The sequence below is a fragment of the Psychrobacter sp. CX18 genome, assembly GCF_057396215.1.
Window position 1 is genome coordinate 66,411 of record NZ_JBXYJH010000014.1, and the last position, 24,557, is coordinate 90,967.

Consider the following 24,557-nt stretch of genomic DNA (forward strand, 5'->3'; position numbering starts at 1 on the left):
ATACATACAGGTTGTAAAATTTGGATATGCTATGAAACCGCCCTTTACCCTCACCAATACCATGCTAAATCAAATCGTGCTAATCTCACAACAGATAGGACGATTAGAAGTAGCCTATGAAAGGCAACTGCACCTAAGAAAAGACAATCGTCTGCGTTCTATTCAGTCTTCATTAGCCATAGAAAATAACTCATTAACCCTAACGCAAGTGACTGATATTATCAACGGTAAACGGGTGCTTGGCAACCCTAAAGAAATTCAAGAGGTTAAAAACGCCTATGATGCATATGAGCAAATCTTAAAATTTGACCCTTATAGCATCAATGATTTTTTAACAGCACATGGGATGATGACAAAGGGCTTGGCAGATTATTCAGGGGAATGGCGAAAAGGCGATATTGGCATCTATGACAGTTCAGGCAATCTTATCCATATGGGAGCACGCCCACAGTTTGTACCTAAGCTCATGACGGATTTATTTAACTGGGCAAAAACCGACGACACGCCTATCTTAATAAAAAGTGAGGTGATGCACTATGAAATTGAAGTCATACACCCCTTTAGTGATGGAAATGGGCGCATGGGTAGGTTGTGGCAAACCGTATTATTAAGTCTGCAAAACCCTGTGTTTGCATGGTTACCTGTAGAGACGATTGTCTATGAAAACCAAGCACAATATTATAGAGCACTAGGGCTCGCAGATAAAGCCAATAACTCCACTGTGTTTATTGAGTTTATGCTTGATGCTATTTTGAATATGGTCAATGCCTATACTAATGGGGGTACTGATAAAGACGTTAGCTATAATCCTGATAACGCCAAAACCACTGATGTGAGCGATAAATCGGTAGAAATGAGCGATAAGAATGATGATTTGAGCGATAAAGATAGCGAAATGGGCGATAAAGTTGATATAGTGAGCGATAAATTAAGTAAACTGACTGACAACGAAAAACAAGCCTATTTGTTGATTAGCGAATTCTTACAGACAAATTCGAGTATTAGCAATAGTGACGCTCAAATCTTGATACGCAAATCCGCCTCTACCGTCAGACGCTACCTAAACGCTTTAGTTCAGCAAGATTTATTAGTCGCCAGTGGCGAGCGCAAAGCTAGAAAATATCGTTTGCCCGATCAAATTTAATGTCACTTGTACATAGCATAAAGAAGTGTTTGAGCGTTGCATGATATCGCTGAATCACAGAAGGACGAGCTACAGGATGCTTATCAGCAGATATTGCATGAGGCGACTCATGAAGATGTTAATTCGGGTGAGGTTTGAATCAAGTAAGATTAGAAGTTTGTGTAGTGTTGTTCACTCTATATAAATCTAAGCATTAAAAAAATCGAATACTCATACATAATTATCAGTAGTATGAAGTCTAAATAAATTTAGTACACCCTATCACTTTTATATCAGTACTGATATAATACAATAAGTAATTAAAAGGATTTTATGAAAGATATTGAGTTTTTGGGGACTTCATTAGATGAAGTTCGTTCATTTCCTGAGAACATAAAGCATGATACAGGATATCAACTTCATAAAGTTCAATTAGGCGATATGCCAGATGATTTTAAACCCATGCATAGTATAGGCAGTAGTGTTATCGAAATTCGACTTAAAGACGCTAATGGTATTTACCGAGTCATTTACACTGCTAAATTCGCTGATGTTATATATGTTTTACACGCCTTTACTAAAAGGACTCAAAAAACACCTCATTCAGATATTACGCTTGCTAAATCAAGGCTAAAAAAGCTTATAAAGGAGTTACAAGATGACTAGATATACGTCTGTATTTGATGCCATAAGTGATACGCCTGTTCAAAGTGCTAACTTAAAAATGCGTGCTGAGTTAATGCACCATATTACTGATTTAGTTAAGCATATGTCAGGCACTCAAAGTGAAATTGCTAAACGTTGTGGAATTACTCAACCTCGGCTAAATGATTTGTTGCACGGAAAAATTAGCAAATTCAGCTTAGATGCTCTCGTCAATATTAATGCAAATTTGGGTGTCGATATTAGTTTAGATTTCACTCAAAGGAAGTCAGAGGGTGATTTAGTAGATGTGGATTGAGTATTGATTAATTTTCAGTAGGCGATAGTAATTCTTTAGGATAAGAGCTCTGTCTAAGTTTTCTATATTTTATTTCTACCTAACCAAGACATATCCGCCTTTAGATTTAATATTCCTTCGATTTTATTAGTAACAATATCAATAGCACTAATTAGTCTTGCATCTATATCACTATATTTAATACCTCCACTTAGAATCTCAATAGCTTCTACCCGAGTAAAATTTAGAGGCATCTTTCTTAATTGTTTACTATCTAGAAAATAATGCGTCAAAAAATTTCGAAGTTGTCCTTGACCTAAGAGCCACTTAACATCATTGCTAGCAAATATAGATTTAAAAAAGAATTTTTCTGTAGTAGTTGGATCATTTTGCATAATCAAAGATTGTATTTTTCTTAAAGAGCTTAAAGTATGATATACATTTACAAACCTTAATCTTAATAGACATAGACTTCCTTCTTGGAAAAACTGCGAAGTAATGTATCTTGTATAATTAAGCCGTACCAATAATAATGATAAAGCAGGTGCGAAATTTTTATTACTATTCTGAAAATTAATACGTGAATATAGTTTTTTACTTTTTATATCCTTTGTCTCATATTGACGAATATTTGATTTATATTTTGTTAACTCGATATCTTCATTAACATCAACATCAACATCAAATTCATTTATAACAGTCTGAAGATAAACACCAATACTTTGCCCTAATTCAAATGCATACTTTTCATCAAATTTAAAATTTGGTCCAAAGTCATAAATGGTTGAATGAGTAGTTGTAATAAATCTACCCTTAAATTGGGTAATACCCATATCATCAATTAGGAAAGGAAGTATAGAACCTATATTATTAGAATTAAGCTCTTTATACCTTTTGATTTCGTTTTCATCAATAGTTTTTAGGATAGACAAGACTTCATAGAAGTCTTTTTTTGAGTCAAATAACTTAGCTCGATGACGACTGAGTCTTAGTTTATCTATTGCATCATTATCGAACAATTGTTTCATTTCGGGATTTATTCTTGTAATTACATCATAGCTTTCAATTGTAAACATTGCTATTTCAGTCATAAAACCATTAAGCAGTAGACCTACTTCAGGTAAGCTATGAATTTGCATGTACATATTTTTAAAAGCTATAGTATCGTCGATACAGGCTTTTAAAGCTTGTTTTTCATTCAATGACTCAATGCTCATATTGCCATCAAAACCCCAAATTTTGAAAGATTCTACTAAAAGCTATAATGTAAAAGTTAAATTGATACAATTAGTTCGAACGTTGCGTTAAATTATGATACTAAATAATTATTTAAAATTAGTTTTACTACTCTACGTCAACCTACCAGTTTACCTACTTTTTTAAATTGAAATCTATACAATTTTTTTATTTGATACACTAACCTTTCATCGGAGGAGCGGTTTAGCCTCGATTTGAGAACCTTTAAAAAATTGCACTGTCATTTTAGGTTCGCAAGAAAAAATCCCCTAAAGGGGATTTTATGGAAAGATATACCCTGAGTTAAGAAGATACAAGCTAAAGCGAGATTAGCTACCAATCCTGATTAACTTCAAAGCATCCTTTTAACTTCTTATTTCTTATATTTATTCTAAGATGACATCATGCGCCTAATCGAACTACGACTTAAAAATTTGAATTCCTTGAAGGGCGAATGGCGTATCGACTTTAGCGATTCGGCGTTTGTGAATGAAGGGATTTTTGCCATTACTGGTCAGACGGGTGCGGGTAAGACCACAATTTTGGACGCCATTTGTTTAGCGCTGTATGGGGCGACCCCTCGCCTTGGTGAGATTACCTCAACCAATGATGTGATGACTCGGCAAACGGGGGAATGTTATGCCGAAGTGGTGATTGAGTTGAACGGGGCGCAGTACCGATGCCGTTGGGGTCAACGCCGAGCGTATGGTAAGTCTGATGGGAATTTGCAAAGTGCGACGCATGAGATCGCCGAGGTAAATACCGATAATCCAAGTGCGGGCGATAAAGTATTAGAAGAAAAATCCTCGCTGACTAAAAAGAAAATTATTGAACTGACGTCGATGGATTTTTCTCAGTTTACCCGTTCTATTTTGCTGGCACAGGGCAGTTTTTCAGCATTTTTGAAGGCGAACGCTGATGAACGCGCCGATATTTTGGAGAAGATTACCGGTACACAGATTTATGCCGATATCTCTAAAAACGTGCATGAGAAGTTTCGTTTCGAGAAAGAAGAGTTGGATCGGATGCAAGCAGTAGCAAATAGTTTGTCGCTGTTGGATGCTGATACCGAAGCAGAGTACCGAGAGACGATTGACACTTTGAGTGGTGATCTGGATATTAAGAAAGCCACGCAGGCAGGGTTTGAGACGCAAATTAAGTGGCTGGATGCGGTTGCGGATTTACAAGGTAAGCAAAAGCAGTATCAGCATGATGTACAGGATGCTGAGCAGGCGAAGTTGGGGTTTACAGCGGATGCCGAGCGTTTGGATAAGGCAAACAAGGCGCTTGAAATTAGCAATGATTTTAATCAACTGGTGATCTATCGTCAGCAATTGGACAGCTTAAAAACAGATCAGAATCAATGTAAGCAGGATCTGACTGAAGCTCAAGGTCAGTTTAGCCAAAATAAGGTTGATTTAGACCATGCCATATCAGCTGAGCAAACAGCATCGGATCAGTATGAGAAAGCACAACCTTTGATAGGTGACATAAGGGGACTCAATGGTCAAATTTCGCAGACTCAACAGCGTTTGGACGACCAACAAACTCGTTATGACTCGCTGACCACCAATATTGATGCGTTAAACGCTTCTTTAAAGACGTCTAAAGTTGATCAAGCGCAATTGAAGACTCAGCTGGATAAAGCAACCGATTATCTTGCTACTCACTCGCATCATGAGCAACTTGTCAGCCATATTGAGTCATTTCATCAGCTTGGGAAGCAGATTAAAAGCTTGTTAAGCAATAATGCGGATAAGGCGTTACATAGAAGTCAGGCGTTGAGTAACTTGGCGCAGTTAACGCAGAAACTTGAAACGCTCAAGAGTAGCCAGCAACAGGCGGATGGTCAAATTGAACGTAAAAAACAAGAGGTTGACTCTTTAAAGGCACAACATCGTAATTTATTGCAAGGGCAAACCTTACAATCGCTACGTCATCAACTAAACCATATCGACCAAAGTGACAAACAGCTTAGAGATATGCGTGCGCAATTTTGTCAGATAGGTGAGCTTAGCTCACAAGTACAGGCGTCTCTTTCTTTACTACCCAGTAGTCAAGCTAAGATTGATAAGTGTCAACACCGTATTGAGGAAAATGAACAGACGCTTGATAGACTAAATACTGAGTATGAGGATAAAAAGACCAATCTAGAGCTATTGCAACAGGTCGCTAAACTTGAGGATTTTATACATCTGTTGCAACACGATGAGCCTTGCCCGCTGTGTGGGTCGCTTGAGCATCCTTATGCGAGCAATCATCCGTTGTTAGAGAACACGTCACAAGATGGTTTGGATAAGCCCTCACCCATTGCTGAACTTAAAAACCGTTTAGGTGAATTATCGAATGAAATTAAGAATATCGAGAGGCTTATTGCTGAAGATAAAATTAATTTGGCAACTTCGAAAAATGAGCTGAACGGTTATCAAAAACAGTTAAGTGATCAGTTAGCCCAAGCATCAAATTTAGTCGTTAATAATTCATCACAGATAGCGACCTTTAAACAACTATTAAATAACGTTAGCCCTAAGCTTGTAGAGATTTTTGATAACTATTCATTAGTGACGAAACTCAATGACTCGCAACAGACTTTGGAAGCTAAGTTAAATAATCATGATTTTGATAAACCTGCTAGAGATATCTCTAACGAAGCGCTAATAAATGTAAAAGCGACAGCCGATGATTTAATATCACTATTGCAAAACGTTATACAGGATTTAGCTTCGCAAAAGGACGCGCTTAACACGGTGCTTGATGATCACGATAGGTTAATGCACGACATTAACCAAAGCGAAACGGCACTTAAAGCTCTGCAAGATAATGCCCACTCTGCTTTGCAAGCAATATATGATATCGAAACAGAGATTAAACTGAGTCAACAACAAGTTGCCAGTGATGACGCTTATATTGAGAGTAATTTTACAGAGATTGAGCGCTTGGTTCAGTCTATCCGTCATCTAGCCAGTCCCTATAAGGGTGATGATAATGATAAGTGGACAATCCTTACTACTAAATTGGATGAATTAAGTGACTCTATAATCAATAAACAGGTTCTAACCATACCTGAGTCTGAAACGTATATAGAAACTCTGCGCAATTATTGTAGAGGGATGCAACAACTTCAAAAGGACTATGACCAACAGCGAGAAATTAGCCAATCGCTAAGTAGTGAAATCAGCAATTTAACTACAAGTATCAAAGGCTTAGTGACTCAGATTGAACAGTTGCAAAGTGAACGGGATTCTTTAACTGGGTCTATCAAGGATTTGCAAGCCAATCTGAAATCACTTCAAGGCAATAGACAAACGCACTATCAGAAGATGGTTAGTGAGCTTAATATTCAGGTGCCCATTGTTGAGAATGTTGATATTGATATTGATATTGATGTTGATGTTGATGATAAAGCCAGCAATGGAGTAGCTCCTGCTTATGAAGTTGCCGACATAGACGCCATTGATAAACGCCTGCGTTTGGCAATGGATAGGGCCAGATTAACGTTATCTAAGGTGAGAGAATCATTTAATAATAACCAACAGCGTATTGAACAACTTAAGCAACAAGGGTTAAAACTGGATAAGTTGATAACAGAAACCAGTGAAAAGTTAGACCAGCAACAAACTGTGTTTAATGGATTGTTAAAAGATAATAACTTTAATGATGAAAGTGAGTTTAAAGAGGCCATGTTGGAGCGTGAGACTCGTGAGGCATTAGCCAGACAACAACAGCAGATAGACAGTGATTTAAAAATTGCGCAACATAGACTTGAGGATACCAAAAAGCAACTTGAAGAAAAACTGGCTAATCCATTAGTTGAGCATGGTGAAGACTATGAAGATAATGAAACCGTTAAAGCTACACTTACGACCAAACTGTTAGCAATAGACGGTGAGATATCAGAGCTTAATAAACAAATCGGTGCACTTGAACAAAAACTTAAAGACAATGAAGCCAATAAAGCCAATCAACAGGCGCAACTTGAGGCGATTAAAGAGCAACAACAATCATTTGCAGTTTGGCGTAATTTACGCGAGCTCATTGGCTCAGCAGATGGTAAAAAATATCGTACCTTTGCACAAGGTTTGACCTTCCAAATCATGGTCAGCAACGCCAATACCCAGCTTAAAAAGATGAGTGATCGTTACCTGCTTACCCGTGATGAGGAAAATCCGCTAGAGCTAAACGTTATTGATGACTATCAAGGTGGTGAGATTCGTAGTACCAAGAATTTGTCGGGCGGTGAAGGGTTTATTATTAGTCTGGCATTGGCGCTTGGATTGTCCAAAATGGCGAGTCAAAATATCAGTGTAGATTCGTTATTTTTGGATGAAGGATTTGGCACACTTGATGAGGACTCGCTCGATATTGCCCTTGATACTTTGACTAACCTGCAAGCTGAGGGTAAATTAATTGGGGTCATCTCACATGTTCAGAGCTTAAAAGAGCGAATACTAACTCAAATTAAGGTTGAAAAGATATCGGGTGGGCACAGTCAGATTAGCGGAGCAGGGTGTTATGCTGTGGAAACATAACTTTATACCTCAACCTCAACTTAATAGCCGGCAATATTAATAACTGAATTATTAACAGTACTTTTAGCTGCTCAATTGGAAAATACTGAAAAGGGTTGCAATTCCCCCTTTTTTCAAAGGGGGATTTAACCGAAAACTCATCCCCAAGCCTATTTTTACCTTGAGTTTAATATTCCGCATTCTAATAATGACTTACACGTGAGAAGATAGAGCGGTTTAGCCCTGACAGTAGCGGATATACTTGGTGAAGCAAAGGGCTGATACGCTTGCTTTAAACCGTTATCGCAAAGCAGGAACGGGTTAAAGCGTAGCGGTTAGCCCTTTGCAAACCAAGATAGTAGCGGATGGCAGGATTAGCTACATAATCTAAAAAACAGCCAGCTACTCGCTAATCAATTTATTTATCTCGCTAATCATGACGGATAAGGCAGACAAGCTAACCGTGGAGCCTTCAAGATTCTCCATTTCGCTGGCCATACTCTCAATAGACGGTTTATGAGCATTTTGCCACTGTTGTAACGCTTGCTCAGGCTCTTCCTGTGATAGCAACTTGGTCATCATCTGTCTGATACTGCGTGATAGCTCGTTAAGTAGCGCATAACGGGCACGTCTGTCCCAATGATCTTGCTGTGGTAGATGCTCGACCTTATCCATTAGCCAGTCGATATGCAGGTTTTGATACACTTCGAAATACAGCTTCGCTACCGCATCAATCGTGCAGTCATATTGCTCTGCCAATAATACGGTATCTAACGCATCGATGGCATACGGTAAGATAGCAAAGGTCTGAGAATCACTTTGATCTAAGCCTACCGAATTTAGATCTGCAATATCATCTTCCAGATTTGCATCAAACTGGGTAGCAATGATGCCTTGAGGCTGGGTCAACTCCTCTACCCCTTTTTTAAAGCGATCAACCGTATTTGCAACTTCTAAATCACTGCCATAAGCATTGATTAACCAGACGATACCTTGCTCTAGGACGTCTCTTATTCTGTTTTCGAGCTCTAGTAAGGTAATGGCATCGACTTGATTATCGAGTGCTTCAAGCGTTTTCCAGCTTTGAGTAACTTGGAAAATATCTCTGGCAATCGCATACGCTCGGATAATGGTCGCAATGGATTGATTGGTCTCTTCAAATAAGCGGAAAATCGCTTCGATACCCAGACGGTTGACCACACTATTGGTCAAGTAGGTACTGATAATCTCACGATGCAAACGATGCCGCGTCATCTCATCAAAGAACTGATTTGCTAGCTTATCAGGGAAATACTTACGTAGCTCATTAACAAAATAAGGATCATCAGGTAGATCTGACTCTAGTAACTGATCGTATACCCACATTTTGCCATAAGCTAATATCACCGACAGTTCAGGACGGGTCATGCCAGCACCAGTACGCATGCGCTGCTCAATAACCTCGTTTGAGGGTAAGAACTCTATCGCCCGATCAAGACGTCCTTCTGACTCTAAAAAGTCAATAATACGTTTGTGATCGGTCAGATTGTCCGCTGGATTCAGATGACTGAGCTCAATGGCTTGAGGCTGTAGATAGTTTTGACGCAGTACTAACTCGGCCACCTCGTCGGTCATACTCTTTAGCAGATCATTGCGCTGTTTAATGGTCATATCACCTTGCTCGACCACTTTGCCTAGTAATATCTTAATATTAACTTCGTGGTCTGAGCAGTTGACACCACCTGAGTTATCAATGGCATCGGTATAGAGATGTCCGCCGTCGTGCTCTGGACCTCCGCATAACGCAAATTCAATACGGCCTTGCTGGGTACAGCCTAAATTGCCCCCTTCGCCAAATACTTTGGCTCGAATGTCTTTACCATTGACTCGAACGGCATCATTGGCCCTATCGCCAACATCAGCATGGCTCTCATCGCTGGATTTGACATAGGTACCGATACCGCCATTCCAAATCAGATCAACGGGCGCTTTTAACAGCCTATTAATCAGCTCGTTAGGGGTTAATGAATCCTCTTCAATATCAAAGGCCGACTTCATCACAGGGGTCATATCAATGGACTTATCTTGACGTGAAAAGACACCGCCCCCTTCGCTTATTAATGACTTATTATAATCATCCCAAGTAGAGCGTTCTAATTTGAACAGTCTTTCACGCTCTGCAAACGAGCTTTCTAAGTCGGGATTCGGGTCGATAAAGATATGCAGATGGTTGAAGGCAGCTTGTAATTTGGTATATTTGGACAATAGCATGCCATTACCGAACACGTCACCACTCATATCACCGATACCGACCACGGTAAAGTCATCTTTATTCTGGATATCACGACCTAGCATTCTAAAGTGACGTTTTACCGATTCCCAAGCACCGCGGGCAGTGATACCCATCGCTTTGTGGTCATAACCAACTGATCCGCCTGAGGCAAACGCATCATCTAACCAAAAGCCATATTCCGCGGCGACACCGTTGGCAATATCTGAGAAGCTTGCCGTGCCTTTATCGGCTGCGACCACCAGATAAGGGTCATCTTCATCATGGCGCACCGTGTCTTTAGGCGCCACGACGTTGCCATCGACTATGTTATCTGTGATATCTAGCATGCCTCTTAGGAAAGTCTGATAACAGGCCACCCCTTCTTTTTGAAAGGCTTCTCGGCCATCAGCGGGTGTTTTTTGCTTGACGATAAACCCGCCTTTTGAGCCGACAGGGACGATAACGGCGTTTTTCACCATTTGTGCTTTGACTAAGCCCAATACTTCAGTGCGGAAATCTTCCATGCGATCGGACCAGCGCAGACCGCCCCTTGCCACCTTTCCGCCACGTAAATGAATTGCTTCTACCCTTGGTGAATACACAAAGATTTCAAACATGGGTTTTGGCTTAGGAAGGTTTGGTATCTTATCGGCTGCAAACTTGAACGAAAGCCTATCTTTACGATTGCCTTGCTCATCACGCTGATAAAAGTTGGTACGAAGCATGGCATTGATTAAATCTAGATACCATTGCAGGATTCTATCTTCATCTAAACTCTCAACTTTTGATAATGCGTCTTTCAGCTGATCTTTAAGTTTACTGACTTTAGTCTGACGGTCATCATTGCCAATCGATGGATTCATACGGGTATCAAACAACTCAACCAATAACACGGCAATATCACCATGCTTCACTAAAGTTTGTTGAATGTAGTTGCTTGAGAACGGGGCTTTAGCTTGCAGTATATAGCGCATCAAGGCACGTAAAACGACGACTTCAAACGTTCCTAAACGCGTAGACAATACCAACTCATTTAGCGGATCACTCTCAACCCGCCCTGCCCATATTTGTGCCAAGCTGTCTTCAAACTGCTCACGAACGACCTTCATATCGATAGTCTTAGCGTGACGCAGTGTGAGCTCATATTCTTGGAGCCACAGAGGGGTTTCAGCCACATCAAACTCATAAGTCTGGGCTGAAATCACCGACACCCCAAAATTCTCAAGTATGGGTAATATATGAGACAAGATCGCAGGCTTATTTAAGCCGTATAACTTGAGGTGTAATTGATTTTGGGCATCCCCAGTCGATTGATAAATCTTCCAAATCATGGGGTTATCAGTGCTAAGGCTAGCCAGCCGCTTAGTATCGGCTAAGCCAGTGCGCGCATCAAAATGCTCTTTATAAGCTTCAGGAATACTCTGTAAGAAGGTCTTTAATAAGCTATTGGCTTTTTGTTCGCCAAGGGTCTCTACCATCACTTGTTGATATTGATCCGCCCAGTCATCCATTAAGGTATTAAGCTCTTCCTCTAACTGTCTTAAATCGACATCATTGATTTTTCCGGGTTCGGTTCGCACATGGACATGGACTCGAGCATGAAAGGATTCATCAAACTCAGTGGTAAAGCCCGAAGAATACCCATTAAATGCGTTGACCAAGGCTTGTTGTACTTTTAGACGTATATCGGTGTTAAATTTCTCATTAGGAATGTAGACCAAGCACGACACAAAGCGCTGATAATGATCCACTCGAGCAAACAAGCTTAATCGTTTTTTATCTTTGATTTGCGCAATCCCAGAGACGATAGCATAGAGCTCATCGGTGCTGGCTTGGAATAAATCATCACGAGGCAAGGTATTGATAATGTGAATGTATTTATGATAGTTATAACCGTCTTCTGGGAAGTCGGCCATTTTCATAATCTTCTGACACTTCTCACGTAATAATGGAATTTCTTGTACGGTGAGCTGATACGCTTGTGAGGTTAATAACCCGATAAAGCGATACTCACCGATTAGTTTGCCGGCTTCGTCGTATTTATGAATACCTAAGAAATCCATATATACCGGGCGATGAATGGGAGATCGTTGACTTGATTTTGACAGCAACACCACCCGTGGTGCGGTCATCAATACTTTTAAACGACTGGGTAATTGAGAAAAGCTCTTCGACTGCGTGTCCTCAGATTCACCTTGCAAGAGTCCTAAACCACTATTACCCACAGCTATCAAGTCTATTTTGTCCGCTACTTCATTAGACACAGCACCAGAATCTGTTAAGTCTTTATTGTGTAACGCATCAATACCTTCGATGCGATACTCTCTAAACCCTAAAAAGATGAAGTGATCGTCTAATATCCATTGTAAGAACTGTTTTATCTCTTCAGCTTTGTGGTAAGCCTCTGGGATTGGGTTTTTACCCAAATCCTCTTTAATGTCGATGAGCTTATGACGCATCGCTTGCCAATCACCCACTACAATATCTAATGTTGAGATTTTCTCTTTAATAAACGCTTCTAATGCCTCCATGGTGGCTTTATCAGTGCGCTCAATGTCACAGTGTATTACTGACAAATACTTGGTATCACTATTTTGTACATCCTGGACAGTGCAAATAGCACCTGACTCATCTCTTTCAATATCGATAATGGTGTTATGGATACTGTGTACATCGAGCCCATGTTCCTCGATACACATGGATAAGGTATCTACTAAAAATGGGCGGTTGTATGCTACCAATTGCAAGACCGTATGACTGCTATGGAAATGATGCTCTTCAACATTGGGATTGAACAGACTTAACTTGGGCTGGTTGTCTTGATACGACTTTAGCAATACAAAATGGTGTAACGCAATACCAGCTAAGTCTTCATCAGACTCACTATCGGCGATCCTAGTGGCCAAATTACGGTAATAGACGGTGATGAAGTCTTTAAATAATTGTTTGTCTTCACTGACATAGTCTTGGGCGATATTAACGATGTTTTCAAGACGCTCAGTGGTTAAAGAAGCATATGGTTGCATTTGTTATCCTTATTGTTAACTTTGTGAATACATTTTTATTTAGGTTTTTTATTGATTAATTATTCGGTTGGTTATTAAATCGGTTTTTTTGGCTGAAAGTTCATCAGAATAGTTAATGTTCGATTAAATTGAGAATAAATTAAGGACGAGTACAGTTTTATTGTCGGCATGAGTTCATTCGGTCACGATTTGATGTAATTCGTATTATAAACCCTAGATTCTACATTCTGATGACTACAGACTAAAGCGTTTAATAATGTTTCATAGGTAGGTATACTACCCATAATTATAAGTATGCAATTAGGGCCTAAATAATAAAATGAAAAATCAGCTAAATCGTTAACGTTCAAACTGTGCGGTAAGCGGAAACCCTGTTATAAATGTGTCAAATTTAAATGTGTTAAAATAGCAGGCGACTTTTAATTTTTAACTCTTATCACTTTTAAATCGTATCACTTTTTAAATCTTAATAATCGTTGCACTAAAATCTTTTCATTTTTTAAACTTGAATGCCTCTTTGCAAAACGGGATGTCTTTATGTCTTCTGTCAAACCTTCGAATAGTCCTAATAAGCATAAACCCTTCGAAAAAGAGGCGTTAGACAATACCTCTAACTCTGAACAAACATCAGATACTTACGCCTTCATGCCAGAGTTGCAACCGAATGATACATCCCTCGTTAACCCCTCATTTAACACAGCTGAGGGTGATACCAAATCTCACCTATTGGCCACTGGATATAAACTTTTGGCGCAAAAGGGGTTTACAGCAGTCGGTATTAAACTGATTTTAGATACAGCGGGCATTCCTAAAGGTTCTTTTTATCATTATTTTGCGTCTAAAGAAGCGTTTGGCGAAGCCGTTATCAGAGGGTATTTTGATCATTATAAAACGCGGTTGGATTTGATTTCAGATCAAAATATAAGTGCCCAACAGAAGTTATACACCTATTTTCAATATTGGTATGACACTCAGCAAAATGGCTGCGATCATGAAAAGTGTTTGGTCGTTAAGTTGAGTGGCGAAGTCGCCGATATCTCTGAACCCATGCGAGAAGCACTCTCTGGTGGTTACCAACAAACGATTAACTGGATTAGTGAACAAGTTAAGGCAGGTTGGAAGGATGGCTCGCTACCCAAACCTGATTTTGAGACATTGTCACAAAATATAGACCACCCGACTTCTGAAACAGAAGACTTGTATGAAGCAGAAGCTTTAGCTGCGCAAAGTGCAGCGAAGCGTTGGTATTACGGTTGGTTAGGCGCCAGTCTTATCGCTAAAACTAGCCAGTCTGATATCCCTTTACAAGAAATGTGGCTATCAACGACCAAAGAATTAGGGTTTGATTCAAAATAATACTCTATGAGTAAAAATTTATGAATAAAACACTAGGGCGTGTGGAACATTCGACCATGGCACTGGCGGAGACTATTGTTTAGTCAATTTGCAGTGAAATTTTTAATTCAACTATTTGTTGCGTGTACGCTCCCCTCTTTGCACAGTATGCTCAACAGCCAGATTTATAGAATTACTATAAGATTATTGGATAGATTTAGGATGATTTTGTAAAATTTACTAGACGACCGGTCTAATCTTAGCGTAGAATCCATTTATACATTAAGTACTATAATTTAACATTAACTTAATACTACCGCCTATGATGGCATACGAAGACTCCCCATAGCTCTTCATAACAAAGGTTCAAATATTTAAAAAAGGAAAATAATATGAATAACTTCCAATACCATAATCCCGTTCGTATCGTATTCGGTGAAGGCCAGATTGAACAATTGTCTAAACTGGTACCTGAAAACGCTCATGTATTAATCACCTATGGTGGCGGTTCAGCCAAACGTACCGGTACCCTTGACGAAGTTAAAACAGCACTTGAGTCTAATGGTAGTCGTGAGATTTTTGAATTTGGCGGTATTGAACCAAATCCTGAATTTACTACTCTAATGAAAGCAGCGGATATGGTGAATCAGCACGATATTGACTTCATATTAGCAGTCGGTGGCGGCTCGGTCATAGATGGTAGTAAATTTGTGGCGTTAGTGTCATCATTAAAAGATAAAGACGGTAGTGTATCTCGTGATAAAGCGTGGGAGGCACTAACCAGCTATTGCAAAGATATTAACTCTGCTGTGGACTTAGGAACAGTATTGACCATACCTGCCACAGGCTCTGAGATGAACTCTGGTGGTGTCATTAACTATAGTGAACGTCATGCAAAACTACCCTTTGGTAACCCTCTTGTCTATCCAAAATTTTCAATCCTTGACCCTACTAAGACCCTCACTTTACCTGAGCGTCAAGTGATGAATGGTATTGCTGATGCGTATGTTCACGTCATGGAGCAATATTTAACCTACCCTGTTAATGCCAAGGTACAAGATGCATTTGCAGAAAGTTTACTTAAAATACTCATTAGCGAGGGCTTGGCGGTTAAAGAGAATCCTGATGACCTTGAGATTCGTAAAAATATTATGTGGACCGCGACGATGGCATTGAACGGTCTCATTGGCGCTGGGGTCCCTCAAGACTGGACAACACATATGATTGGTCATGAGCTTACCTCGCTACATGGCATCGACCATGCCCGAACGTTAACGATTGTATTGCCTTCGGTTATGCGTGAGCTTAAAGAAAGCAAAAAAGAGAAGTTACTACAATATGCACATAATGTCTGGAATATCAATATCGAGGACGAGTCATTAACTGAAGATGAGATCATCGAAACCGCCATTATCTATACCGAAGAATTTTTTAGAAGTCTAGGTTTACCTGTCAATTTAGTGGACGCTGATTTAGATAAGACAGCAATTGAGCCTATTGTTAAGCAACTTCAAGAGCATGGTATGGTCAAGTTAGGAGAACATAAAGCCAATGACTTAGATGTCTCACGTCGCATTTTACAACGAGCAGCGGGTATCACAACACCGGACAATGCTTAACATCAAAACCGACCTAAAATCAGAAAGCACCTCTTATAATAAATCTTATTACAACTCGTAATAGTAAACATTTTAACGAGAACTAGGACTATAAAAATGACATTTGCAAACACACAGTCAAAAGACAGCAACCGTCAAATAAAACTGGCCAGCCGTCCTCATGGTAAGCCCACTGATGATAATTTTGAACTATCAAGCGCTGATATTCCTACCCCAGCGGCTAATGAAATGCTGCTACGCACCCTTTATTTGTCACTAGACCCTTATATGAGAGGTCGCATGAGTGATGCTAAAAGCTATGCCGATCCATTGCAAATTGGTGATGTGATGTTAGGGGCCACCGTGTCACAAGTGGTTGAGTCAAATCTCGACAATTTCAAACAAGGCGATATTGTCATTGCTTATTCAGGGTGGCAGGATTATAGCGTGAGTGATGGCGAAGGCGTCTATAAACTGACCAGTGACATGTGCCATCCCTCATATGGTTTGGGCGTGCTGGGTATGCCAGGATTTACAGGCTATATGGGTTTAACGGATATCGGTAAGCCTCAAGCAGGTGAAACCTTGGTAGTTGCAGCGGCGACAGGTCCAGTGGGCGCCACCGTCGGTCAAGTGGGCAAATTGCATGATTTAAAGGTCATCGGTGTCGCTGGTGGTGCAGATAAGTGCAAATATGCGGTTGAAGAGTTAGGCTTTGATCAGTGTATCGATCACTATGCCGATGACTTTGAAGAGCAGCTAGCAGCAGCTTGCCCAGATGGTATTGATATTTATTATGAAAACGTCGGTGGCCGTGTCTTCGATGCTGTATTGCCGCTACTCAACGCCCATGCGCGTATTCCGGTTTGTGGTCTTGCTGCTCATTATAATCAGACTGAGTTACCAGAGGGTAAGGACCGCTTAAGCTTATTGATGAGTACGATTTTAAGACAACGCTTAACCGTTAAAGGCTTTATTATATTTGAAGAGTACGGTGACCACTTCCCTCAATTTCTACAAACCATGGGTCAACTGGTCTCAGAAGGTAAAATTAAGACCAAGGAACACATCATTGATGGGTTAGATAATGCACCTCAAGGTTTTTCCGATATGTTAGAGGGTAATAACTTTGGTAAAACAGTGGTTAAGGTTGCTGACCCTGAATAAATATAGTCAAAGAACTTTTAAGTAGTCACAAGGCAACCGAGTGCAATTACTACTGCAGTAGGCTTAACGAGGTTAACGCCGTAACTCTTTATAAGTTCGCCGACTATACAATCATAGTGACATCACTAAAAAGATGCTTATCACTTTCAACCTAATCAAAACCAATACACACAAAGGATAAAAGGATAAATAATGAAAATTTTAATGGTATTAACGTCTCATGATAGTCTTGGAGATACAGGTAAGAAGACTGGCTTTTGGCTAGAAGAGTTTGCAGCTCCCTATTATGCCTTTAAAGATGCTGGTGTAGATATCACGCTAGCGTCACCTGCTGGTGGTCAACCCCCACTTGATCCCAGCAGTGATTCGGCAGATGCTCAAACCGAATCTACAGATCGGTTTAAAGAAGATAAAGCCGCTCAGGAACTTTTAGCGACGACTCATAAACTAGCAGATATCAACGCTGCTGATTATGATGCAGTATTTTACCCAGGTGGCCACGGACCAATGTGGGACTTAGCTATTGACAAAAAATCGATTTCCTTAATTGAAGACTTTGTAAATACCGATAAGCCAGTAGCCTTCGTTTGCCATGCGCCTGCGGCACTTAAAAATGTAAAAGTCGGTGGTGAGTATTTAGTAAAAGATAAGAAAGTAACGGGCTTTAGCAATACTGAAGAAGACGCGGTTGGTCTGACTGATGTTGTTCCTTTCTTGCTAGAAGATGCTTTAAAAGAAAATGGTGGTCTTTACGAAAGAGGACCTGACTGGCAGTCATACGTCGTAGAAGATGGCTTATTAGTAACTGGTCAAAACCCTGCTTCATCTGAAGAGGTTGCCAAAAGACTTATTCATAAACTTCAGTCTTAAGGAGCCTTAAATGATTAAATTACACCATCTTAATCAGTCGCGCTCATTACGCATATTATGGCTATTAGAAGAACTCGGACAGCCTTATGAAGTCATAAGCTACAAGCGGGATCCTAAGACAAGTCAAGCTCCTGAAAATTTGAAACAGATTCATCCATTAGGTAAGTCACCCGTCATTGAACTTGATGGACGTATCATTGCCGAGTCTGCGGCTATCACTCAGATTTTAATAAATCGCTTTGCCTCTTATAGTTTACGTCCTGCCTTAGACACCCCTGACTATGAAGATTACCTACAGTGGATTGAATTTGCCGAAAGTTCACTGATGGTGCCATTACTTCTTCAGGTCTTTACGCAAAGAGCTGGCGTCAATGATAATGAGTTTTTATCAGAATATATCGGCAGAGAAATGAAGAAAACGCTTAGCTACCTTGATAAAACCCTTCAAGGAAAGTCTTTTATTGTCGGCGATAAGCTAAGCGGAGCTGATTTTATGTTGTCATTTGACCTTATCGTGTTAAATAAGCATGGTCAGTTGAAGGATTACCCTAATATTGCAGTGTATGTTGAAAGCTTATCAGCACTACCAAGCTTCCAGCGTGCTATGGAACTTGAAGCAAAGTACGACAGTTCAAAATAGTCCAATATTCTTCTATATACAAAAGAACAGCTCAAGTGAGCTGTTCTTTTGTTGATCATTTTTTTAAAAGAGGTTTTTCAATCGTAAATGAATGTTAAACTCAGTTTTTAGATCGATATCTCGTACTTACTTAATGAGGACTAATCAAAACTAACGCATTATCCTCACAAGCGACATATTTACCCTTTGTATTGATACAGATTGGCAGACCGCTAGATGTATTAGCCACCCACGCTTTTCCACCAGTAAAAACAAAAGGCTGAACGCCTTTGTAGGTCACCATCTTATCGCGCTGAACGTCAGATTCATTAAATTCAAACGGTATCACTACCTCACCTGCTAAATTAACAAACCCCCATTTGTCCTGTAAACGTACTCCGGCTAATCCTTCTGAAAATGGGGTTACCTGATTAAAGGAGAAAGTAATCATTGGCACACTTTGTCTATTCACAAAGCCCCATTTACCGTCACGCTGTTCTGGTTGCCATACCTCTCCTGAAACTGATTGTGGTATCTCTGGTATCGAGGTCATTGTAGTAGGTGTTGTTACCGCTTGTATGGAGGTTGTCTGATTGCTCGAAATAGCTGCGTTTTGACTGCTCGATTCAACCTTAGGCTTAGTAGTATTAACAGCGTTTGCAGGCAGCTTAGATGCTGAAAGTGTCGCAGGGTCGATTGCCGGATTCCCATTGACATCCACCCATTTAGTCGTGCTTTGGGTGGTAATCTTCGCCAGATTGCTATTGTAATCGCTAATAGTTTTATAACTGGTAGAAAAAGGAATGATCACACGGTTTTTGGTGTCAATTACCCCAAATTTACCCCCCTTTTTAACCACAATTCGGTTGTTATTGACAGCGCGTGCCCAGCCCTTAGTTTGACTATCATTCTTAATAATGTCATAAATTGGCGGTATGACTTCAGTACCAGAGGTATTAACGTATCCCACTTTTCCAAGTCTTTGGACCGGAAACAAACCGTCTTTTAATTTATTAACATCAACGGCTTGATATCGCATCAAGTCTGCCACCCGTCTACCTTGTTTATTAATGAGAGCAACAGGCTGACCAGAATCTTTTAACGCTATAAAATAACCACTATTGGGAGTACAAAATACATTTGAGTAGTAGCTTTTTGGTATTTGACAGGCATATGCAGGCGCACTCAATACGCTAAGTGTGGCGCCTATAGCAAGCCCCTTAAAAATCCAGTGTTTGACAGAAAAAGTCACTACTTTAAAAGTATTAATCTGTTTTACATTTAAAAGTTTAAAAATCATGTTTTTAGGGGATATTGTTATAAAAGTGAAGTTAACTTTGAAAATAACAGAAAACTTTACTATATGCCATTAATTTTAAACAAAAAATGCTTAATGAGCTAAAAACTTTTGATCGAGCCATGTATTCATAAACACATTATCAGGGTCGTAGTCTGCACGAATCTCAAGAAAGCGTTTAAGCTGAGGGTATAACGTGTGAAGCTCATCGCAGGTATGTTTATTGACTTTACCCCAGTGTGGCCTACCCTGCCATTTTTTCATATATTCATATACCCAGTTAAATAAGGGCTCGCAGTCCATACCTTTATAAACGTGAAACGACAAGACGGCACAATCCTCACCTTGCGTCGGACTTAACATACCCGTCTCGCCTTTATGGGTGCGTACCTCAATCGGGAAATGCGAGTTTTTATTGTCGGCGAGCAGAAGCTCATTGACCTCGGTGATACAGGCGTCAAAATCAGACAGTTTAATGAAGTATTCTGTCTCATTAAACTTTACCCCACGCGGTGTGGGAAACACTTCATAACTGTAGCCTTCACGATGTGCGTTAGGCACCGAGCTAGCCGAAATTTGACTGACCTTTTTAGTCAATTTAGGATTCATTCTTGCCATTTCAGACAACATATAAAAGGCACCATTTAACATGACAATACTGTCAAAGTGGTCTTTAATTTTTTGTCCGCGTGTCATTGGTTTAGGCTCGACCACGGATAATGTCTTTTGCTGAAGCTTATTAGTACCGGGAAACAAAAACCATTCCATATGCCGATGGTTACGTGCCATCTCATGAAATCCTGCCAGCCCCTCACCGAACTCTAAGCGCTCATTTGACTCTTTAAGTCCGTACAGATTGACTACCCGAAGGGTTAATTTTGTAAAGATACCAAGCATACCTAAGCTGGCATGTAAGGCATTGCCTAATTCATCGGTTTTAGGGTCTCCTCGGCGATGAGTGTGTCGCTCTCCTTTACCATCTACCCACTCCCATGCCACCACTTGATTTGCCACAGAACCTAGGGTAATACCTGTACCATGGGTCGCAGTACTCACCGCACCAGCAATTGTCTGTGCCTGAACATCTCCCATATTCTCTAATGCCAGACCATGTTCGCGTAAGGCATCACCGATTTCATAAAGATAAGTACCGGCATGTAACGTCGCTTCTTTGGCGTCTTTATCGACTGATATTAAGCCGCGCATGCTGTCCAAGCTTATTGCAATCTCTTCTGGTTTTGCACAGCCGCTAAAGGAGTGCGCCGCGCCAGTGACACGTACTCGTTTATGATCTGCACGAGCTTGCTTAATAATCTGCTGTATCTCTTCTACCGATGATGGGGTTAATTTTTGTTCAGGCTCAGCGGTCACATACCCAACCCAATTCTCCCATTTAGCATTACCTTGCCATTGTTTTAATGAAAACACTTTCCCTCTCCTCGATATGTAGACATAACACTGGCAAAGCCTTCTGCCTCATGTTGTGGCTTTGAGTCTCGATAGCATATCAGCTCATTAAAATGCTCACATAGCTCACCTGCTTTTGCATGGCGACACCACACCACATCGCCTATACTTGGTCTATTACTTGTCGTTTTATCAGAATTAAAGTGCTTAGCATCTACCATCAAGGGCGTTTGTACCTCCCCAAAACCTTCATCAGTCAAAATGGATAAACCTGCTGGATAGTGCACCACAGGCGCTTTATCAATACCAGAAGCTCCTGATGCGATAAATCCTCCCCCGTGACAAGTTACCACTCCTTTTTCAGGTTGGCGAGTCACAGGTAATATAAATCCTGCGGCCGGCTTAAATTCGCTCATACTGTCCATATAGTCGAAGTAAGCGGGTTTATAATACGCTGAACCTACTGTGATCTCGGTCACTTCTGGCTGGGCGCTAGTAAAGTCCATACTACCGCTACCCCCACCATTGACAATCTCCAATGGATACCCTTGTTTGGTTATCCAATTGACCAATGACCCACGCCGTTGACTGACCTGTTTTTTTGAGCGGTTTTTTAATAGTCGTATTGCAGGGGCTAACAACGTTTTATTGGGCAGTTGCTCTGGCAATCCAGCAATTTGTGCCTCATAACCCATCACTGCCACAATTTTAACACCCGCCAAAGATTTGGCTTGCTTAAGGAGCTTTTTGACGTCATTTTTTTTGAGTAGCTGCGAGCGTTTAGTCCCAAAATATAGCTTTGGTAGTGGCATAGACATATTAATATCTAGACAGACTTTGATAGTACTGCCGTGTTTTTTACCAAGCTCACTTAATACGTTTAAATGCTCAATTCGATCTGCCATCCAAATCATGGTGGCATTTTGCTTGGTATAGGGTATGGTTTTGGCGACATTTGACATATCTAGGGTAGGATAAGCACAGAGGATATTGTCAAAGCCATTTTCTAACAAATATACTGACTCTGCTGCACTATAGGACATTAACCCGATAAAATTTGGTGTTTTAGCTTTGATATAATTAAGGACATCAATTGAGCGTATTGATTTGGTGGCGATACGCAGGTTCACCGCCTGCGTTTTTTGATTGACCAATCGAATATTATGATCGAGTGCATCCATATCTAGCCAAGCACTCACAACTGGGTCTGGGTAAATATTGGCAAAATCCATTTTGCTTTCCTTTTATGGATAGTAATAGAAATACCCCGTTCTCAACTTTTTTAAACTTATTGTAGGCTGGTGGTTTTAGCCCAGCAAATCAAGACCTTTAATAAAAATGCTGGGCTAAAGCCACAGCCTACGTTAAGAGTTGAGAATGGATAATAGAAATAAAATTTGTCAGTCGTTATAAGATTATGAGTTTAAGGGTAACCTCTTAATCTTAAATAATGAACAGTAAGAAAAGTTTTAACCAAAAAAGCAATCAACAATTGTAAAAGTACAAAATTATATACAAAATAAGTAGCGTATGATGTAGCGAAGCAAAATCTCCATTCTAAGGTTCAGCTACTGCCCTAAGACCATTTGATATAAACTTACAGCATTATAACAAGCCCATTACCATGTTATACCACAACTAGAAATTAACCTATCGAGGAAAGCAAGTCAAAACCGACAAATCAAACACGAAAAATAGTAGGTTCAAGGAGCCTGACTAAGCATATCAAGAATAGGTTATCTCATTAAAAGATATTATAAATCTTCAAAATGACGTTGAATGTAAGCCTGACCTTCCTCATCTAAACACTCCGCCATACTTCGGCTCCAGTTTGGATTTCTATCCTTGTCAATGAGCAATGCCCGTACACCTTCACTAAAGTCGGGATAATTAACACAGTGCAGCGCCACATTGGTCTCTAACGCCATCACTTCACTTAGAGATAAATTATGTGCGCGCTGGTACATCTCGTAAGTTATTGCCTTAGTGACTGGGCAGCCATAACGATAATTACCTAACGCTGCTTGGAACCACTCACTATCTGCAAACTCTGGATAAAATTCTTTAAGCGCAGTATCAGACTGCATCACCTCATCGATTTTATCAAGTCCGCCACAGTTCATAAGCTTTTGAATGGGCTTCATGAATTTGGCTACATTACTTGGGGCAAAATGAGTGTCATTAGCCGAGATTAAACTAAATTGATTTAGTGCTGATGACGCAATTTTATGCAAATCTCTGCTTAGGCTATTTTTAGACTGTAGATTTTCACAATCTTGTTTTGAAGTATTTAGTTGCAGTGCACTGTGCCATTCTGCTTCGCATAGATGCTGAAGCATTTTATCAAAGTCTTGGCTATTGGCTTTATAATCCGCTAAATTACATAGCAGGGCATCATTGGCATTGGCATCTGCACCCGTTAAACCCATAAACAAACCAGTTTTGGCAGGAAATCGCTGTAAAAACCAACTGCCAGTTGCATCTGGAAACAGTCCAATATTCACCTCAGGCATTGCCGCCCGTGTGGTCTCAGTCACAATTCGGTGACTGCTGCTGCTTAGCACACCCATGCCACCACCCATCACGATGCCCGTACCCCAAGTAATGATAGGCTTATTGTATTCGTGCATTTGAGTATCTAAGTTGTATTCATTGTCAAAGAATTCTATCGCTTCTTGAGGCGCAATACCTTCCCCATCCCACTGCTGTCTTGCGGCATACAACTGTCTAATATCGCCACCCGCGCACAATGCCCGATCACCTGCTCCCCGAATCACAACGGCGACTAGGCTTGCTTCATCTTGCCATTGAGTCAATCTGGCACTCATTCGCCGGCACATATTAGTAGTCAATGCATTCAAAGATTTCTCACGATTTAGTACCACCAAACCTATTTTCAAATCATGTTTAATATCGATTTCTTCAAATAAAACCTCTTCGTCATTATTCGTTTTATTAGCTTGCGGTTGTGAATCACTATTAATTGGTTTGTGTTGTAAGTTGTCGCTAGTGCCCATTTTACTTTTTACTTCAATCTCTGATTCTAACGCATTAATTATCTTTAAATCTTCTTGTTCATTTTTCATATTTTCGCTTGCCCCAGCTAAATAATTTGGTAAATGAATATACCATATCAGAATAAAATGTTAACAAAATTAAGCAATTAATTTTCAATTTATG

At 40.2% G+C, this 24,557-nt stretch carries 15 protein-coding genes; 9 read left to right on the top strand and 6 right to left on the bottom strand.

Going from position 1 to position 24,557, the window contains the following annotated elements; translation table 11 throughout:
* Positions 1-31: 31 nt before the first annotated feature.
* From AC2SLT_RS11480 to AC2SLT_RS11490, 3 genes are all read left to right on the top strand, one after another.
* A complete protein-coding gene (locus tag AC2SLT_RS11480) occupies positions 32-1,144 on the top strand; it encodes a Fic family protein (RefSeq protein ID WP_486547787.1) in 1,113 nt (370 codons plus the stop codon).
* 312 nt (positions 1,145-1,456) lie between these two features.
* Positions 1,457-1,789 carry a type II toxin-antitoxin system RelE/ParE family toxin gene (locus tag AC2SLT_RS11485; RefSeq protein ID WP_486547788.1) on the top strand — a complete coding sequence of 111 codons (333 nt, stop codon included), beginning with the start codon at positions 1,457-1,459 and terminating at the stop codon, positions 1,787-1,789.
* Positions 1,782-2,084 carry a helix-turn-helix domain-containing protein gene (locus AC2SLT_RS11490; protein WP_486547789.1) on the top strand — a complete coding sequence of 101 codons (303 nt, stop codon included), beginning with the start codon at positions 1,782-1,784 and terminating at the stop codon, positions 2,082-2,084. The genes AC2SLT_RS11485 and AC2SLT_RS11490 overlap by 8 nt, the downstream gene beginning before the upstream one ends.
* 62 nt (positions 2,085-2,146) lie before the next feature.
* Here the strand turns inward: AC2SLT_RS11490 and AC2SLT_RS11495 are convergent, their stop codons facing one another.
* Complete coding sequence (locus AC2SLT_RS11495) at positions 2,147-3,280, bottom strand: hypothetical protein (RefSeq protein WP_486547790.1); 1,134 nt, start codon at positions 3,278-3,280, stop codon at positions 2,147-2,149.
* Between the two features lie 423 nt (positions 3,281-3,703).
* Between AC2SLT_RS11495 and AC2SLT_RS11500 the strand changes: the two genes are divergently transcribed.
* A complete protein-coding gene (locus AC2SLT_RS11500) occupies positions 3,704-7,828 on the top strand; it encodes an AAA family ATPase (RefSeq protein WP_486547791.1) in 4,125 nt (1,374 codons plus the stop codon).
* Positions 7,829-8,209: 381 nt separating this feature from the next.
* On the opposite strand, the gene AC2SLT_RS11505 is transcribed toward AC2SLT_RS11500, so the two are convergent.
* A complete protein-coding gene (locus tag AC2SLT_RS11505) occupies positions 8,210-13,084 on the bottom strand; it encodes an NAD-glutamate dehydrogenase (RefSeq protein ID WP_486547792.1) in 4,875 nt (1,624 codons plus the stop codon).
* Positions 13,085-13,729: 645 nt separating this feature from the next.
* Between AC2SLT_RS11505 and AC2SLT_RS11510 the strand changes: the two genes are divergently transcribed.
* From AC2SLT_RS11510 to AC2SLT_RS11530, 5 genes are all read left to right on the top strand, one after another.
* The gene (locus AC2SLT_RS11510) at positions 13,730-14,440 is read left to right on the top strand and encodes a TetR/AcrR family transcriptional regulator (protein ID WP_486547817.1); all 711 of its coding nucleotides are present in this window, start codon (positions 13,730-13,732) and stop codon (positions 14,438-14,440) included.
* A gap of 371 nt (positions 14,441-14,811) precedes the next feature.
* Positions 14,812-16,038, top strand: coding sequence for an iron-containing alcohol dehydrogenase (locus AC2SLT_RS11515; RefSeq protein WP_486547793.1), 1,227 nt, complete (start codon positions 14,812-14,814; stop codon positions 16,036-16,038).
* A 96-nt stretch (positions 16,039-16,134) separates the two neighbouring features.
* Positions 16,135-17,184, top strand: coding sequence for an NADP-dependent oxidoreductase (locus AC2SLT_RS11520; protein WP_486547794.1), 1,050 nt, complete (start codon positions 16,135-16,137; stop codon positions 17,182-17,184).
* 192 nt (positions 17,185-17,376) lie between these two features.
* Positions 17,377-18,054, top strand: coding sequence for a type 1 glutamine amidotransferase domain-containing protein (locus AC2SLT_RS11525; RefSeq protein ID WP_486547795.1), 678 nt, complete (start codon positions 17,377-17,379; stop codon positions 18,052-18,054).
* Between the two features lie 10 nt (positions 18,055-18,064).
* Positions 18,065-18,694 (top strand): glutathione S-transferase family protein, encoded by a 630-nt coding sequence (locus AC2SLT_RS11530; RefSeq protein ID WP_486547796.1) that lies wholly within the window; start codon positions 18,065-18,067, stop codon positions 18,692-18,694.
* Between the two features lie 130 nt (positions 18,695-18,824).
* On the opposite strand, the gene AC2SLT_RS11535 is transcribed toward AC2SLT_RS11530, so the two are convergent.
* The 4 genes from AC2SLT_RS11535 to AC2SLT_RS11550 form a co-directional block, all read right to left on the bottom strand.
* Positions 18,825-19,925, bottom strand: a complete 1,101-nt coding sequence (locus tag AC2SLT_RS11535) for a WG repeat-containing protein (RefSeq protein ID WP_486547797.1) — start codon at positions 19,923-19,925, stop codon at positions 18,825-18,827.
* Between the two features lie 138 nt (positions 19,926-20,063).
* The gene (locus AC2SLT_RS11540; protein WP_486547798.1) at positions 20,064-21,398 is read right to left on the bottom strand and encodes a D-arabinono-1,4-lactone oxidase; all 1,335 of its coding nucleotides are present in this window, start codon (positions 21,396-21,398) and stop codon (positions 20,064-20,066) included.
* On the bottom strand, positions 21,386-22,609 hold the full coding sequence (locus AC2SLT_RS11545) for an alanine racemase (RefSeq protein WP_486547799.1): 1,224 nt from the start codon (positions 22,607-22,609) through the stop codon (positions 21,386-21,388). Before AC2SLT_RS11545 ends, AC2SLT_RS11540 begins: the two co-directional genes overlap by 13 nt.
* Before the next feature lie 522 nt (positions 22,610-23,131).
* Complete coding sequence (locus tag AC2SLT_RS11550; protein WP_486547800.1) at positions 23,132-24,463, bottom strand: enoyl-CoA hydratase/isomerase family protein; 1,332 nt, start codon at positions 24,461-24,463, stop codon at positions 23,132-23,134.
* Between the last annotated feature and the right edge of the window lie 94 nt (positions 24,464-24,557).